The sequence below is a fragment of the Delftia sp. UME58 genome (assembly GCF_014170385.1).
GTDB lineage: Bacteria > Pseudomonadota > Gammaproteobacteria > Burkholderiales > Burkholderiaceae_C > Comamonas > Comamonas acidovorans.
Genome location: NZ_LZZV01000096.1, coordinates 75,082 through 89,527 on the forward strand (window position 1 = coordinate 75,082; position 14,446 = coordinate 89,527).

The 14,446-nt window shown below is 67.1% G+C and carries 11 protein-coding genes; 4 read left to right on the plus strand and 7 right to left on the minus strand.

The features are described from left to right. Nucleotides 1-301: 301 nt before the first annotated feature. A complete protein-coding gene (locus tag A9976_RS23430) occupies nt 302-1,603 on the plus strand; it encodes an MFS transporter (RefSeq protein WP_183021061.1) in 1,302 nt (433 codons plus the stop codon). A 23-nt stretch (nt 1,604-1,626) separates the two neighbouring features. Here the strand turns inward: A9976_RS23430 and gorA are convergent, their stop codons facing one another. Further along, nucleotides 1,627-2,976: a glutathione-disulfide reductase gene (gene gorA, locus A9976_RS23435; RefSeq protein WP_183020984.1), complete on the minus strand. Its 1,350-nt coding sequence runs from the start codon at nt 2,974-2,976 to the stop codon at nt 1,627-1,629. A gap of 467 nt (nt 2,977-3,443) precedes the next feature. Here gorA and A9976_RS23440 point away from each other — a divergent pair, with 467 nt between their 5' ends. Next, complete coding sequence (locus A9976_RS23440; protein ID WP_259649281.1) at nt 3,444-5,405, plus strand: Ig-like domain-containing protein; 1,962 nt, start codon at nt 3,444-3,446, stop codon at nt 5,403-5,405. Between the two features lie 30 nt (nt 5,406-5,435). Here A9976_RS23440 and A9976_RS23445 read toward each other — a convergent pair whose 3' ends face one another. Beyond that, on the minus strand, nt 5,436-6,524 hold the full coding sequence (locus A9976_RS23445) for a tartrate dehydrogenase (RefSeq protein ID WP_183020986.1): 1,089 nt from the start codon (nt 6,522-6,524) through the stop codon (nt 5,436-5,438). A gap of 130 nt (nt 6,525-6,654) precedes the next feature. Between A9976_RS23445 and A9976_RS23450 the strand changes: the two genes are divergently transcribed. Further along, a complete protein-coding gene (locus A9976_RS23450) occupies nt 6,655-7,569 on the plus strand; it encodes a LysR substrate-binding domain-containing protein (RefSeq protein WP_183020987.1) in 915 nt (304 codons plus the stop codon). Nucleotides 7,570-7,594: 25 nt separating this feature from the next. Here the strand turns inward: A9976_RS23450 and A9976_RS23455 are convergent, their stop codons facing one another. From A9976_RS23455 to A9976_RS23465, 3 genes are all read right to left on the minus strand, one after another. Further along, nucleotides 7,595-8,041 carry a GatB/YqeY domain-containing protein gene (locus A9976_RS23455; RefSeq protein ID WP_012204282.1) on the minus strand — a complete coding sequence of 149 codons (447 nt, stop codon included), beginning with the start codon at nt 8,039-8,041 and terminating at the stop codon, nt 7,595-7,597. Between the two features lie 122 nt (nt 8,042-8,163). Next, nucleotides 8,164-8,376, minus strand: a complete 213-nt coding sequence (gene rpsU, locus A9976_RS23460) for a 30S ribosomal protein S21 (RefSeq protein WP_012204283.1) — start codon at nt 8,374-8,376, stop codon at nt 8,164-8,166. 165 nt (nt 8,377-8,541) lie between these two features. Then, nucleotides 8,542-9,762: an NAD(P)/FAD-dependent oxidoreductase gene (locus tag A9976_RS23465; RefSeq protein WP_183020988.1), complete on the minus strand. Its 1,221-nt coding sequence runs from the start codon at nt 9,760-9,762 to the stop codon at nt 8,542-8,544. A 186-nt stretch (nt 9,763-9,948) separates the two neighbouring features. Between A9976_RS23465 and A9976_RS23470 the strand changes: the two genes are divergently transcribed. Beyond that, complete coding sequence (locus A9976_RS23470; protein ID WP_183020989.1) at nt 9,949-10,452, plus strand: acyl-CoA thioesterase; 504 nt, start codon at nt 9,949-9,951, stop codon at nt 10,450-10,452. Here A9976_RS23470 and A9976_RS23475 read toward each other — a convergent pair. Together A9976_RS23475 and cobA are read right to left on the minus strand one after the other, a co-directional pair. After that, nucleotides 10,439-13,378: an ATP-binding protein gene (locus A9976_RS23475; protein WP_183020990.1), complete on the minus strand. Its 2,940-nt coding sequence runs from the start codon at nt 13,376-13,378 to the stop codon at nt 10,439-10,441. The genes A9976_RS23470 and A9976_RS23475 overlap by 14 nt on opposite strands. 251 nt (nt 13,379-13,629) lie before the next feature. Then, on the minus strand, nt 13,630-14,442 hold the full coding sequence (cobA, locus tag A9976_RS23480; protein WP_183020991.1) for a uroporphyrinogen-III C-methyltransferase: 813 nt from the start codon (nt 14,440-14,442) through the stop codon (nt 13,630-13,632). Nucleotides 14,443-14,446 lie beyond the last annotated feature (4 nt).

Sequence of the window (14,446 nt, forward strand, 5' to 3'; positions counted from 1 at the left end):
GAACACCAAGGCTTTTTATGAAGAGATGCCCGTCGTTTCCCTTGCGTACAGAGATTTTGAGATTTCTCATGTGCGTTAACTATCGGGAAACTACTTGACTTGTTTTTGACTATCGTGCGTAGCATTGAGCGTAGGCGCTTGAAATTTCACTGCTTCAGATGCTTCCACCGGATCCGGACGCGGTGCGCCAGCGCGGCGGCGCGGGGCATGTGCCCGTGCACCGCACGGCCATGGACGGTGGCAATGGTCAACACAGCAAGGAGCTGAAATGTCAGTTCACAGCAATGCAGGCATTGGCGGCATGCAGGGGGAGGCGGTCCGGCTGCGCGAGCAGGAGAAGGAGCGGCGGGAGCTGTACGGGCGCGTGACATGGCGGCTCGTGCCCTTCTTCTGCCTGTGCTACCTGGCCGCCTATCTGGACCGCATCAACGTGGGGCTGGCCAAGCTGCAGATGCAGCAGGACCTGGGCTTCAGCGAGACGGTCTACGGCCTGGGCGCGGGCCTGTTCTTCGTGGGCTACATCCTGTTCGAGGTGCCCAGCAACCTGGTGCTGGCGCGCATGGGAGCGCGGCTGTGGATAGCGCGCATCATGATCACCTGGGGCCTGATCTCGGGGGCGACCATGTTCGTGAGCACGCCCATGCAGTTCTATGTGCTGCGCTTTCTGCTGGGCGTGGCGGAGGCAGGCTTCTTCCCTGGCGTGATGCTGTACCTGACCTACTGGTATCCCACCCGCATGCGCAGCAAGATCATGGCGCTGTTCCTGATCGGCCTGCCGCTGGCCAGCCTGGTCGGGGCGCCGCTGTCGGGCTGGATCATGACGGCCTTTGCGGGCGTGCGCGGCCATGCGGGCTGGCAGTGGCTGTTCTTCCTGGAGGCGATTCCCTCGGTGGTGCTGGGCCTGCTGGTGTTCGTCTATCTGCCCAATGGCATCGAGTCGGCCAAGTGGCTGTCGCCGCGCGAGAAGGGCCTGCTGCGCGGCAGCCTGGACAGCGACAAGCTGGCCGAGTCCCACCATTCGCTGTGGGCGGCGCTGTCCAGCGGCCGCGTCTGGCTGCTGGGCATGATCGACCTGAGCCTGATGATGTCCACCTATGCCATCAGCTTCTGGCTGCCCACCATCATCCGCGAGGCGGGCGTCAAGAGCCCGGCGGACATCGGCCTGCTCACGGCCATTCCCAATGCCTTTGCCATTGCCGCGCTGCTGCTGTGCGGCATCAGCTCCGACCGGCACCGCGAGCGGCGCTGGCACATCGTGCTGCCGGCGCTGGCGGGTGCGGCCGCCATGGCCATGAGCACGCTGTACACCGGCCATGTGTTGGCCACCGTGCTGCTGTTCTCGCTGGCGACGGCGGGCATCATGGCTGCCTTTCCCGTGTTCTGGTGCCTGCCCGCCACCTTCCTCACGGGGCCTGCGGCGGCGGCCGGCATCGCGCTGATCGCCTCCATCGCCAACCTCGGCGGCTTTGCGGCCACCTATGTGCTGGGCTGGCTCAAGGACCTCACGCACTCGTCGAGCACAGGCCTGCTGCTGTTCGCGGCCTGCCTGGTGGCCGGCAGCCTGCTGACGCTGGCCTTGCCCAAGGCCGTGGTCAACCGCTGAGGGCGCAGGGCCGCAGAGGCGCTTCAGCGCATGGTCACGAACTCCTCGGCCGCCGTGGGGTGGATGGCCACGGTGTCATCGAAGTCCCGCTTGGTGGCGCCCATCCTGAGCGCCACGGCAAAGCCCTGCAACATCTCGTCCATGCCCAGGCCGATGCCGTGTATGCCCACGATGCGCTCCTCGGGACCCACGCAGACCAGCTTCATGCGTGCGGGCTGGCGGTGGCGCGTGACTGCCGTGTACATGGCGGTGAAGGCCGATTGGTAGACCTTGACCTGATCGTCGCCAAATCGTTCGCGCGCCTGCGGCTCGGTCAGGCCCACGGTGCCGATGGGCGGGTGGCTGAAGACCACGGTGGGCACGTTGTCGTAGTCCAGGTGCTCGCCGGTCTTGCCGTTGAACAGGCGCTCGGACAGGCGCCGGCCTGCGGCCACGGCCACGGGCGTGAGTTCGATGCGGCCCGTGATGTCGCCCACGGCGTGGATGCCGGGCACATTGGTGTCCTGGAACTTGTCCACCGCGATGTGGCCGCTGTCCTGCAGCGCCACGCCTGCGGCCTCCAGGTTCAGGCCCGAGGTGTCGGGCCTGCGGCCCACCGCCCAGACCACGCAGTCCACGGTGTGGCTGCTGCCGTCCTGCAGTTGCAGATCCAGGCTGCCGTCTGCGTTGCGGACCACGGCCTTCGGGGTGGCCTGGCGGTGCACGGCAGGGCCTTCGGCCTCCATGATCTCCATCAGGGTCTGGCTCAGCAGCGGGTCAAAGCTGCGCAGCGCCGATGCCTGGCGCAGGAACAGATGGGTCTGCGAGCCCAGCGCGTGCAGCACGCCGGCAATCTCCACGGCGATGTAGCCGGCGCCGACCACGGCCGTGCGCGCGGGCAGGGCCTTGAGGGCGAAGAAGCCGTCGGAGTCAATGCCCAGTTCGGCGCCAGGAATGTCGGGCCGGGCCGGGCGCGTGCCCGTGGCGATGAGGATGTGGTCGGCCCTGAGAAGCTGGCCGCCAACCTCCACGGTGCGTGCGTCCACGAAGCGGCCGAAGCCCTGGAGCAGCTCGACCTTGTTGCGCGCCAGGCCGCTTTCATACGAGGCATGGATGCGGTCGATATAGGCGCTGCGGCTGTCCAGCAGGCGCTGCCAGTCCAGGCGGTTGACGGTGGCATCCCAGCCATAGTCGGGGCCGTAGCGGTGCATGGCCTCGCCGATCTGGGCCGCATGCCACATGACCTTCTTGGGCACGCAGCCCACGTTGACGCAGGTGCCACCGATCTCGCCGGCTTCGATCAGCGCGCAGTGGCGCCCGTGCATGGCGGCGCGGTTGGCCGATGCAATGCCGCCGCTGCCGCCGCCGATGACGATGTAGTCGTAGTGCTTCATGGAGATTCCGTGCTTTGCTGAGCGGCCCGAATGCCGCAGCTGGCCATCTTGCCCTGTTCGGTGGACAGGGGTTGTGGCCGGGGGCAATGCCGTGATCTCCGCGCCCAGACGATGGCCCGGTCGGCCGGGCACGTCGCCGCTTTGCAGGCCCGGGGGGTAGCAGGAGGGTGCTGGCGAATGACGGGCCCGTGGCGCGGCAGCCCGCGTTGAGCAGGGGGCGGGACGCAATGTCAAGAAAAGCGCAACGCGCAGTCAAGGCGCGGGCAGATGCGGCCGCTAGGCTCATGCATTGCCGGTACCCCCGGCATGGACCAGAAGAACAGCAAGTTGAAACGGGAGTGCATGTGAGAGAACGAGGCAGTTGCCTTCGGGTGGGATTTTCCAGGGCGATGATGCCGTGGGGGACGGTACTCGGGGCCGGCCTGCATTGCGCCGTCGCCGTGGCCGCGCCAGCGCAGGGGCTGGTCATGACGAGTTACCAGACGCAGTACCACGCTTTGTATGCGAGCACGGTGACCGAATACACGTTCAGCGAGGGTGGCGTGGTGCAGCAAGGCAGCTCGCCACCTGCCACTGCGGACTGGATCACCCCTTCCAACTACTGGGATGGCGGCTGGGCGAGCAACAGCTGGAACGAGCACTACACATACAGCTACCAGGGCCAGGTCGTGCAGACGACCGACCCCATGGGCATTCCTGCAGCGGCAGCCTGGGCCACGATCAGCTCCTTTCAGATCGAGGGGTACTCCTTCACGCGTCCCATCGGCAGCACTGTTTTCCACTATTCGCTCGATGGCATCCAGACCCTGCTCGCCATGGACGCATCGTCCATCCCTGCCAATGCGGCCTGGGCGGGCCTGTCATCCATGTCCGATGGGTGGCAACCAACACAAAACCATGGGTTTGCCAGCTATGTGCTGGGCCGCCCGGTTTTCAGTCTGGCTCCCGCCGTCGACCCGCAGGCGGGCGGCGTGACGGCCAAGGCCCGCGTGGCGCTGGACCGGGACGGCACGGGCTACTGGCAGGTGCTTGCTGCGGCCGCGGCGGCTCCGGATGCCGCCGCGCTGCAGGCGGGCGGCGCCTCGGTCGGTCTGACGGCCGGCGTGGTCCACGATATCGATATCGGAGGGCTGGCGGTGAATACGGCCTACAGGCTGCACTTCATCGCCAGGGATGGCGCAGGCCGCGTGCAGCCGGATGTGGCCAGCGTGCCCTTCACCACGCTCCGGCGGGAGCAGACCATCGACTTCGCACAGCCGTCGGCGCAGACCTTCGGCACGACATTCACGCCTGTTGCAACGGCTACCTCCGGCCTGGCCGTGACGTTTTCCGCATCTGCGCCAGAGGTTTGCACTGTCGATGCCGCAGGGGTGTTCAGCTTCCATTCCGCAGGCACTTGCAGGATGACGGCCCGGCAGGTCGGCGACGCGACCTATGGGCCCGCTCCCGAGATGGCTTACCCGGTGACGGTGCAGCCTGCTGCGCAGACCATCGTCTGGAGCATGCCGGCGGCCCTGGTCGTGGATGCACGGGTGGCTCTCAGCGCCGCCGGCGGCGGCTCGGCCCAGGCCGTGCAGTTCAGCTCCCTGACGCCTGCTGCCTGCTCCGTCAGCGGTGCCGAGGTGTACGGAAGGCAGGCGGGTACGGACAACTGCCTGCTGGCCGCCGATCAGCAGGGGGATGCGAACCATCTGCCTGCGGCCCGGCAAGTCCTGTCCTTGAGCATCGGCAAGGGCTCGCAGGCCATTGCCTTCACTTCCGTGGCGCCTGCAGGCGCCAAGGTGGGCGATACCTATGCCGTGGCAGCTACGGGCGGGGCTTCCGGCAAGGCAGTGGTGTTCTCCGTGGATGCGGCGACGGCTGCCCATTGCACCATTGCGGGCAGTTCGGTCTCCTTCACTACAACGGGGCCCTGCCGCATCCTGGCCGACCAGGCCGGTGACGCGAACTACGAGGCGGCAGCAAGGCAGCAGCAAAGCGTGCAAATTGCCCTGGCAGCGGCGACCCTGGTGATCACTTCGACCCCCAACCCTTCCAAGCCCGGCGACGATGTGACCATCAACGTGTCGGCCGTGACCGAGGTGCAGGCCCACCGGGAGGCGCTGCGGGCGATGGCGGCCTTGCTTCCCAGGGGCGATATCACGGTCTCGTACAACGGGTCGCTGCTGGGCTCTGCCCCCCTGGCCAGCGGTGCTGCCAGCATCACGGTCCGCGTGCCTTTGGAGCCCGGGTCCCACAACCTTGTCGTGGACTACAGCGGGGATGCGAGCCACGCCCCGATGAGCCAGGGCTTCACGCAGGCTGTGGCGGCGGCGCCAGTGCCCACGCCAGTGCCCACGCCTGTGCCGGCCTTGCACACCGTGGCGCTGTTCATGCTGGGCCTGTTGGCGGCGCTGGTTGGGGCAGGCAGGCTGCGCAGGGCCCGGTAGCCGGGGCGGCGCGAACCCCGGCGTGGCGCCTCAGGCGGCAGCGATGCGCCGGGCGATGGCCTGGCCCACTTCGGTGGTGCTGGCCGTGCCGCCCAGGTCGGGCGTGCGGGGGCCGTTCTTGATGACTTCCTCGATGGCCGAGACGATGGCGTCGTGTGCCGCGCGGCCTGCGCCCTGGCCGTGGGTCAGGAAGTCCAGCATCAGCGCAGCCGACCAGACCATGGCGATGGGGTTGGCGATGTTCTTGCCATAGATGTCGGGCGCCGAGCCGTGCACGGGCTCGAACAGGCTGGGGAAGCTGCGGTCGGGGTTGAGGTTGGCCGAGGGGGCCAGGCCGATGGTGCCCGTGGTGGCCGGTCCCAGGTCGCTGAGGATGTCGCCGAACAGGTTGGTGGCGGCCACCACGTCGAAGCGGCCCGGCTGCAGCACGAAGCGTGCGGTCAGGATGTCGATGTGCTGCTTGTCCAGCGTGACGTCCGGATAGGCCTTGGCCACGTCCTCGGCGCGCTGGTCCCACCAGGGCATGCTGATGGCGATGCCGTTGCTCTTGGTGGCCAGGGTGACGTGCTTGCGCTCGCGGCTGCGGGCCAGGTCGAAGGCGTACTTGAGCAGGCGTTCGGCACCCTTGCGCGAGTAGACCGATTCCTGGATCACGATTTCGCGGTCCGTGCCCTCGTACATGATGCCGCCCAGCGAGGTGTATTCGCCTTCGGTGTTCTCGCGCACCACGTAGTAGTCGATGTCGCCGGGCTTGCGGCCGGCCAGCGGGCAGGGCACGCCCTCGAACAGGCGCACGGGGCGCAGGTTGATGTACTGGTCGAACTCGCGGCGGAACTTGAGCAGCGAGCCCCACAGCGAGACATGGTCGGGCACGGTGGCGGGCCAGCCCACGGCGCCGAAGAAGATGGCGTCCATGCCGGACAGCTGCGCCTTCCAGTCGTCGGGCATCATTTTTCCGTGGGCCAGGTAGTAGTCGCAGTGGGCCCAGTCGAAATGGTGGAATTCGAGCTTGATCGCAAAGCGGCTGGCAGCGGCCTCCAGGGTACGCAGGCCTTCGGGCATGACTTCCTTGCCAATGCCGTCACCGGCGATGACGGCGATCTTGAATGTGTCTTGCATGGTGTCTGTCCTTGGATCGAATGGATGGAAAACGAGAAACGGCATAGGCAGTCCGGCCGCATGCATGGCATTGTTGGCTGCTCCAGGGCTAAATACAATCGGCCAACTGTGGTTCCATTGTTTACAGATCGTGAATAAACAACCGGCTCCCGAAGACCTGCGCGTCTTCACCGTGGTGGCCCGCAAATCCGGCTTTGCCGCTGCGGCCGAGGAATTGGGTGCATCGCCCGCCTATGTGAGCAAGCGCATCCGCCTGCTGGAGCAGGAGTTGGGCGTGAAGCTGCTGCACCGCACCACGCGCCGCGTGGCCGTGACCGAGGAGGGCGAGCGCGTATTCCACTGGGCGCAGCGCATCCTCGACGACATGGACCAGCTGATGCAGGAGGTGGCCATCACGCGCAGCGAGCCGCGCGGGCTGCTGCGCGTGAGCAGCAGCTTCGGCTTCGGGCGGCATGTGATCGCGCCGGCGCTGTCCCGGCTGGTGGAGCGCCATCCGGAGCTGCAGGTGCGGCTGGATGTGTTCGACCGGCTGGTGGATGTGGCGGGCGAGGGCTTCGATCTGGATGTGCGCGTGGGCGACGAGATTGCGCCCCACCTGATTGCGCGGCGGCTGGCCGACAACCACCGCGTGCTGTGCGCGGCGCCTGCCTACCTGGCGCGCCGTGGCATGCCGCGCACGCCGGCCGAGCTGTCGGCCCACGACTGCCTGGCCATCAAGGAGCGCGACCAGGCCTTTGGCGTGTGGCGGCTGCGCGCGGGCGCCGCCGAGCAATCGGTGAAGGTCACGGGGCCGCTGTCGGCCAACAACGGGGAGATGGTGGTGCAGTGGGCCGTTGACGGGCGCGGCATTGCGCTGCGCTCGCTGTGGGATGTGGGCGCCCATCTGCAGGCCGGGCGCCTGGTGCAGCTGCTGCCCGAATGGCGGCAGGAGGCCAATGTCTGGGCGGTCTATCCGACGCGGCTGCAGCTGTCGGCCAAGGTGCGTGTCTGTGTCGAATTCCTGCAGGAGCACTTTCAGCAGGAATGGGCGGCAGCAGCGTCCTGAAAAGGGCGCGGCTGCCGCAGCAGGCTCAACCTGCCAGGGCAGCCTTGACGGCAGCGGACACCTGGCCCATGTCGGCCTTGCCAGCCAGTTGCGCCTTGACCGCGCCCATGACCTTGCCCATGTCGCCGGGGCCGGAGGCGCCCAGCTCGGCCACGATGGCCTTCACGGCGGTGGCCACTTCCTCGGCCGACATGCGTGCGGGCAGGTAGGCGGTCAGCACGGCCATTTCGGCCTTTTCCTTGTCGGCCAGGTCCTGGCGGCCTGCGCCCTCGAAGGCTGCAATGCTGTCCTTGCGCTGCTTGATCAGCTTGTCCACGATGGCGATGACGGCGGCGTCGTCGAGCTCGACGCGTTCATCGACTTCCTTTTGCTTCATCGCGGCCAGCAGCAGGCGGATGGTGCCCAGGCGTTCGCTGTCCTTGGCGCGCATGGCGGTCTTCATGTCTTCGGTGATCTGGGCCTTGAGGCTCATGGCATTTCTCCTGAGGTAGTGGCGTCGGAAAACAAAAACCAAGAAACAAAAACAAAAAACCCGCGCCTGGCGTCCCGAGCGCGGGTTTTGCGGCTGACGAGAGCCGGCTGGTCAAGAGCTGATCAGTACAGCTTCTTGGGCAGCTGCATGCTGCGAACGCGCTTGTAGTGACGCTTGACGGCGGCAGCCTTCTTGCGCTTGCGTTCGGATGTGGGCTTCTCGTAGAACTCGCGAGCGCGCAGGTCGGTCAGCAGGCCGAGCTTTTCGATGGTGCGCTTGAAGCGGCGCAGGGCAACTTCATAGGGCTCGTTTTCTTTTACGCGGATGGTGGTCATTAGCTAGATTTCCAGATATCTGTGCTGACAGCGGGTTCTCGGGAAGATCGGGCCTGAGAGCCATGTTCAGCGGTTGGTCCCCGTCAATAGTTAACTAGTATTGGCCGACGGGGCAATTGCCAGCAAAGCGGGCGATTATACGCGAGACGAAAGCGATCTGACAAATCACGCACAAGGCAAGGCCTGCGCGCACGCATGCGCGCTGGCCCAGGCCCATTGGAAGTTGTATCCGCCCAGCCAGCCGGTGATGTCCACCACCTCGCCGATGCAGTACAGGCCGGGCCGGGTCTTGCATTCCATGGTCTGTTGCGAAAGCGCACGCGTGTCCACGCCGCCCAGCGTCACTTCGGCCTTCTTGTAGCCTTCGGTGCCGGTGGGCACGATCTCCCAGCGCGACAGGCGCTCGGCCAGCTGGTTCAGGGCCTTGTCCGAGGCTTCGGCAATGGGGCGCTGCCAGGCCGCGTCCTGCTGTACCCAGGCATCGGCCAGGCGCGAGGGCAGCCACTGCGCCAGTTCGTTGGCGATGAGCTTGCGCGAGCGCGACTTGGCCTTGAGCAATTCGTCCTGCAGGTCCACCTCGGGGGCGAGGTTGATGCACAGGGGTGTGCCGGGCTTCCAGTAGCTGGAGATCTGCAGCACGGCGGGGCCGGACAGGCCGCGGTGCGTGAACAGCAGGTCTTCCATGAAGGCCATGCGTTCCTTCTTGCTGCCGGTACTGATTTCCACGGGCAAGGCCAGACCGGCGAGCTGGGCGTAGGGTGCCCAGGCATCGCCGTCGAAGGTCAGCGGCACCAGGCCCGGCACGCGCTCGACCAGGGGCAGGTCGAACTGCTGGGCCAGGCGGTAGCCGAAGTCGGTGGCGCCTATCTTGGGAATGGACAGCCCGCCCGTGGCGATGACCAGGCTGGGCGCCTGCACGGCGCCACGGCTGGTCTGCAGGCGGTACTGGCCATCCGCATGCGCGACGGAATCGACCTTGCAGGGCTGCCAGCGCTGCACGCCGCCGGCCTGGCATTCGGCCAGCAGCATGGCGATGATGTCCTCGGCCGAGCGGTCGGCGAACAGCTGGCCCTTGTGCTTTTCATGGTGGGCAATGCCGTGCCTGTCCATCAGCGCGATGAAGTCGGCCGGCGTGTAGCGCGACAGGGCCGAGCGGCAGAACTGCGGGTTGCCGCCCACGAAGTGCTTGTGCGGCGCGCGCACGTCCAGGTCGCGGTTGGTGAAGTTGCAACGGCCGCCGCCCGAGATGCGGATCTTCTCGGCCACCTTCTCCGCGTGGTCCAGGAGCAGCACCGACAGGCCACGCTGCCCGGCCTGGGCCGCACAGAACAGACCGGCCGCGCCGGCGCCGATGACGATGGCGTCGAAAGAGAGGGAAGAGGTCACAAAAACGTCACTCGGGGGGGCAAAAGGGCGCCCATTCTCGCGCACTTGTGCCAGCCCTTCGCGTGCCCTGTGAAACTGGCGTGTCCTGAAGCCAGGGACACCGAGGAAGGGCCGCCCCGCACCGAGGGTGTCGTCCCCCTCTGGGGGAAGGCGCGCAGCGACTCAGGGGGGACCTAAAATCCAGCGATGAATTTCCCATCGCACCAGCTGAGCATGACCGTGCTCATGTCGCCCGACATGGCGAACTTTTCGGGCAACGTCCATGGCGGCGCCGTTCTCAAGCAGCTCGACCAGGTGGCCTATGCCTGTGCCAGCCGCTACGCGGGACGCTATGTGGTCACGCTGAGCGTGGACCAGGTGATGTTCCTGCAGCCCATCCACGTGGGCGAGCTGGTGACCTTCCTGGCCAGCGTCAACCACACGGGCAAGTCGTCGATGGAGATCGGCATCAAGGTGGTGGCCGAGGACATACGCACCCAGGTGGTGCGCCATGTCAACAGCTGCTTTTTCACCATGGTGGCGGTGGACGAGAACAAGCAGCCTGCGCCCGTGCCCACGCTGGTGCCGTCCACCGACGAGGAAAAGCGCCGCTGGCAGGCCGCGCTGATCCGCAAGGACCTGCGCCGCGAGCTGGCCCAGCGCTTCGAGCAAAGCCGCGTGACGGCCAGCAGCTCGGTCAAGCCGGGCTGAGAGCTGAGGGCGCGGTGGGCGGCGTCTTCCAGGTGCCGGGCGCGCTGTCCTGCAACTCGTCCAGCACCTGCTCGATGACGCGCTTGAGGTCTTCCATGGAAGCCGGCTTGGACAGCACTTCGTCGGCACCGGCCTGCAGGTAGCGCAGGGCTTCGGAGGCCTCGGGACTGGCGGTCAGCGCAATCACGCGGCAGCGGCGCAGCTGGTTTTCGGCTTCCCGCCGGCGCAGTCGCCGTATGAACTCGAAGCCGTCCATGATCGGCATGCGGCCGTCGGTGATGATGAGATCAAAGGACTCGACCAGGCAACGCGCCCAGGCATCCTGCCCATCGCTGGCCAGCGAGATGCCGTGGCCCAGCGCGGTGAGCTGGCTCTTGAGCAGCTCGCGATTGAACAGATAGTCTTCCACGGCCAGGATTCTGAGTTCGGGCTCGGCTTGGATGCCGGGCAGGGGCTCGGTGCCTGTATCGACCTGTGCACGCAGCTCCAGCTGCGCGGGCATGACCCGGGGCAGTACCTCTTCGGCCGAAGGCATATCGTCCGGGTCCACCAGCGGCAGGCTCAACCTGACCGTGAAGCGTGAGCCCCGGCCCGGCGCGCTCTCCAGGGTGATGGTCCCTCCCATGTGCTCCAGCAGGCGGCGCGTGATGCTCAGGCCCAGGCCGCTGCCGAAGGCCTGGTCCTGATGGGCCCCTGGCACCTGCGAAAAGGGCTGGAACAGCCGGGCCTGGTCCTGCGGCGCAATGCCGATGCCGGTGTCCTCGACCTCCATCTGCAGCAGCAGGCGGTCATGGCGGCTGGTGCCTTGCGCGCGCAGGGTGACGCTGCCGCGTTCGGTGAACTTGATGGCATTGCTCAGCAGGTTGAACAACACCTGCTTGAGATGCAGCGGGTCGGCCGTCACGCTGTGGTCCACGCCCTTGCCCACGTGGGTGCGCAGCGACAGCCGCTTGCCGTGCGCCAGGCCCTGCAGCAGCGGGGCCATGTCTTCGATCAGCGGCCGCAGCGCCACGGGTTGGGGCGTGGAGTCGATGTGGCCCGACTCGATGCGGTGCAGGTCCAGCACATTGCCCAGCAGCAGCAGCATGCCCTGGGAAGCCTTGTGGGCCGCGGCCAGCGTCTCGCGGTGGGGCAGGCCCCGCTTTTCGCGGTCCTGCGCCAGCTCCAGCAGGCCGATGATGGCGCTGAGCGGCGTACGTATCTCGTGGCTGGTGGTGGACAGGAACAGGCTCTTGGCCTGGTTGGCGGCCTCGGCACGCCGCTCGGCACGGCGTGTCCTGCGCATCTGGCGGCTCAGGTAAAAGCCCCAGACCAGGGAGGTGACCGTGGCCAGCGCCAGCGCCGCCAGCAGCAGCAGCAGGCGCTGGCGGTGCTCGCGCCAGAAACGCGCGCCGCTGCCGCTATCGCGCGGCGCCCATAGGCGGACGATTTCGGCCATTTCTTCGGGCGAGATGGACAGCTGGGCCTTCTCCAGGATGCTCAGAAGCTCGGGCTCGGCGGCATGCACGGCCAGGCTCACGGGGCGGGTGTAGTCCTCCAGGATGCCGGTGAGCTGCAACTGGTTGCCCAATTGCCGGGCGTTGGCATAGCGCGCTGCGTAGTCGTTGCCGACAAAGGCATCGCTGTCATCGGCTGCCACGCTGGCCAGGGCCTTGGCCAGGTCGGGATACAGCTGCAGCCGTATGCGCGGATGCTCGCGGCGCACCGTGTCTTCCAGGAAGAAGCCCTCCACCATGGCCACGCGCTTGCCCTCCAGTCCCTGCAGGTGGTGTATGCGCTTGCCACGCTGTGTGCCCGCATTCGCCTCGGGCCGGGCCATCACCACCACCGCGCTGCGCAGGTAGGGCGGCAGCAGCTTGATATGGGGCGATGCAATCGGCGGCGAGGTGTATACGGGGGTGAGCAGGGCCTTGCCCGAGCCCAGAATGGTCTCGAGTTCGGCGTAGTTGCGTGCGGTCATGTAGTCGAACTGCAGGCCGGCACGGTGGCTGATCAGGTCCAGGTAGTCGGGCCCTATGCCCTCGGCCTGGCGGTCGGCATCCAGCTGTCCCAGCGATCCCAGCGAACTGTTGAGCACCACGGGAATGCGGGGATGGGCATCCAGCCACTGCTTTTCCGAGGGGGCCAGGGCCACGCGGTCGCTTCCCAGCAGCGGACGGCGGCTGCCGCTCCAGCTGTGCAGAATGTCGTCGCCATGCTGCAAGGTGATGGCGGGCAGGGCCTGGTCCAGATAGGCCTTCAGCTGCGCATCGTCATGCCGCACCAGCATGCCGAAGCCCCGGCTTTCTATAGGGGCGAAGCCCTGCACGCGCAGGTTGAGCAGGTAGTTGGCCTGGATCAGGTAGTACACCGTGACCGTGTCGCCGACGAAGCCGTCGATCTCGCCCAGGCTCAGCGCCTCCAGCGCGCGGCGGGGTGTTTCATAGGTCTGCAGCTCGCTGAGAGGATAGGCGGCCGTCACCTGGGAGCGCAACAGCTGGTCGGGCGTCATGGCCAGCCGCGCGCCCCGGCGCCCGGCGTCGAAGGGGGCGTGCGAGAGCGACACCAGCACGGGCTGGCTGGGCAGGTAGGGCACGCTCAGGGCCAGGTCGGCGCGTTCGGCCTCCAGCTCGGTGCCCTTGCAGGCCAGGTCGATCTCGCCGCGCCGCAGCGCATCGAGCACGGCCACGCGCGATCCATAGGTCTTCAAGCGCACCGGCGTGGGAAACAGCAGGCCCAGATGGTCGGCCGTGATGCCCTGGAAGCGCTCGCCATCGATCATTTCCAGGGGAGGATGGTCGGGCTGGGAAATCCCCACGGTCAGCGGCCCGCGCGCCTGCAGCCACTGGCGGTGCGCTGGAGTGAGCCAGGGCTTTGCACCGGCCGTGACGCGCGTGGCCAGCACCATGTCGGCGCCGCCAGCCAGGCCGGGCATGAGCAGGGCCATGCCAAGCGCGCAGCCGGCCAGCAGCCGTGACCACGTGCGCCGCCATGCGGGCAGCCGTGGCCGCGCAGCTGTGGAAGTGAAAGTAAGGCCTGGTGTTTTCATGGAATCCCCCGATGGCGCTACCGCCGCCTGGCGGAGCTGGCGGTCTGCCAAAACGGTCTACACGCTGTTTCGGCAGCCAACAGGGGATTTTTAATGAAAACTAATGATATTTATGGATCGATAGATTTTTGACTGCGGCAATCTGACGCTCAGGCGGCTGCAACCGCAGCGGTGAGCGGTGTCTGAGGTTCGGCCATTGCCCGTACGCCATGGACCACATCGCCAACGACGATGACGCTGGGGCTGCCCAGGCCCGTGTCGGCAATGCACTCCACCAGCGCACCCAGCGTGGTCAACGCATGGCGCTGTTGTGGCAGGCTGGCATGCTGGATCACGGCCACGGGCGTGGCCGGGGGCAGGCCGTTCAGCAGCTCGGCGCGGATGTGCTCCACGCTGCTCACGCCCATGTAGATCACCAGGGTGAGCCGCGCATCGCGCGCGGTGGCGGCCAGCTGGCGCCAGTCGGTGCCGCTGTCGCCGGGCTTGGCGTGGCCCGTGATGAAGACTACGCCGTGCGCCCGGTCGCGGTGCGTGAGCGGGGCGCCCAGGCTGGTGAGCCCGGCCAGGCCAGCGGTGATGCCGTTGATGACCTGGACCTCGACGCCCGCTTCGCGCAGGTGCTCCACCTCTTCACCGCCGCGCCCGAAGATGAAGGGGTCGCCGCCCTTCAGGCGCACCACGGTCTCGCCGTCCTGCACGGCGCTCAGCATGAGTTTTTCGATGAAGGCCTGGGGCGTGCTCTTGCAGCCGCCGCGCTTGCCCACGTAGACGATGCGCGCCGTGGGCGCGGCATGGGCCACGATGGCGTCGCTGACCAGGTCATCGACCAGCAGCACGGTGGCAGCCTGTATGGCCTTGAGGGCCTTGATGGTCAGCAGCTCCGGGTCGCCGGGGCCAGCGCCGACCAGGGTGCAGCTGCCGCTCCGGGCGGTGTTCGCGGGGGTGTGGGACGGGGTCGTCATGGCG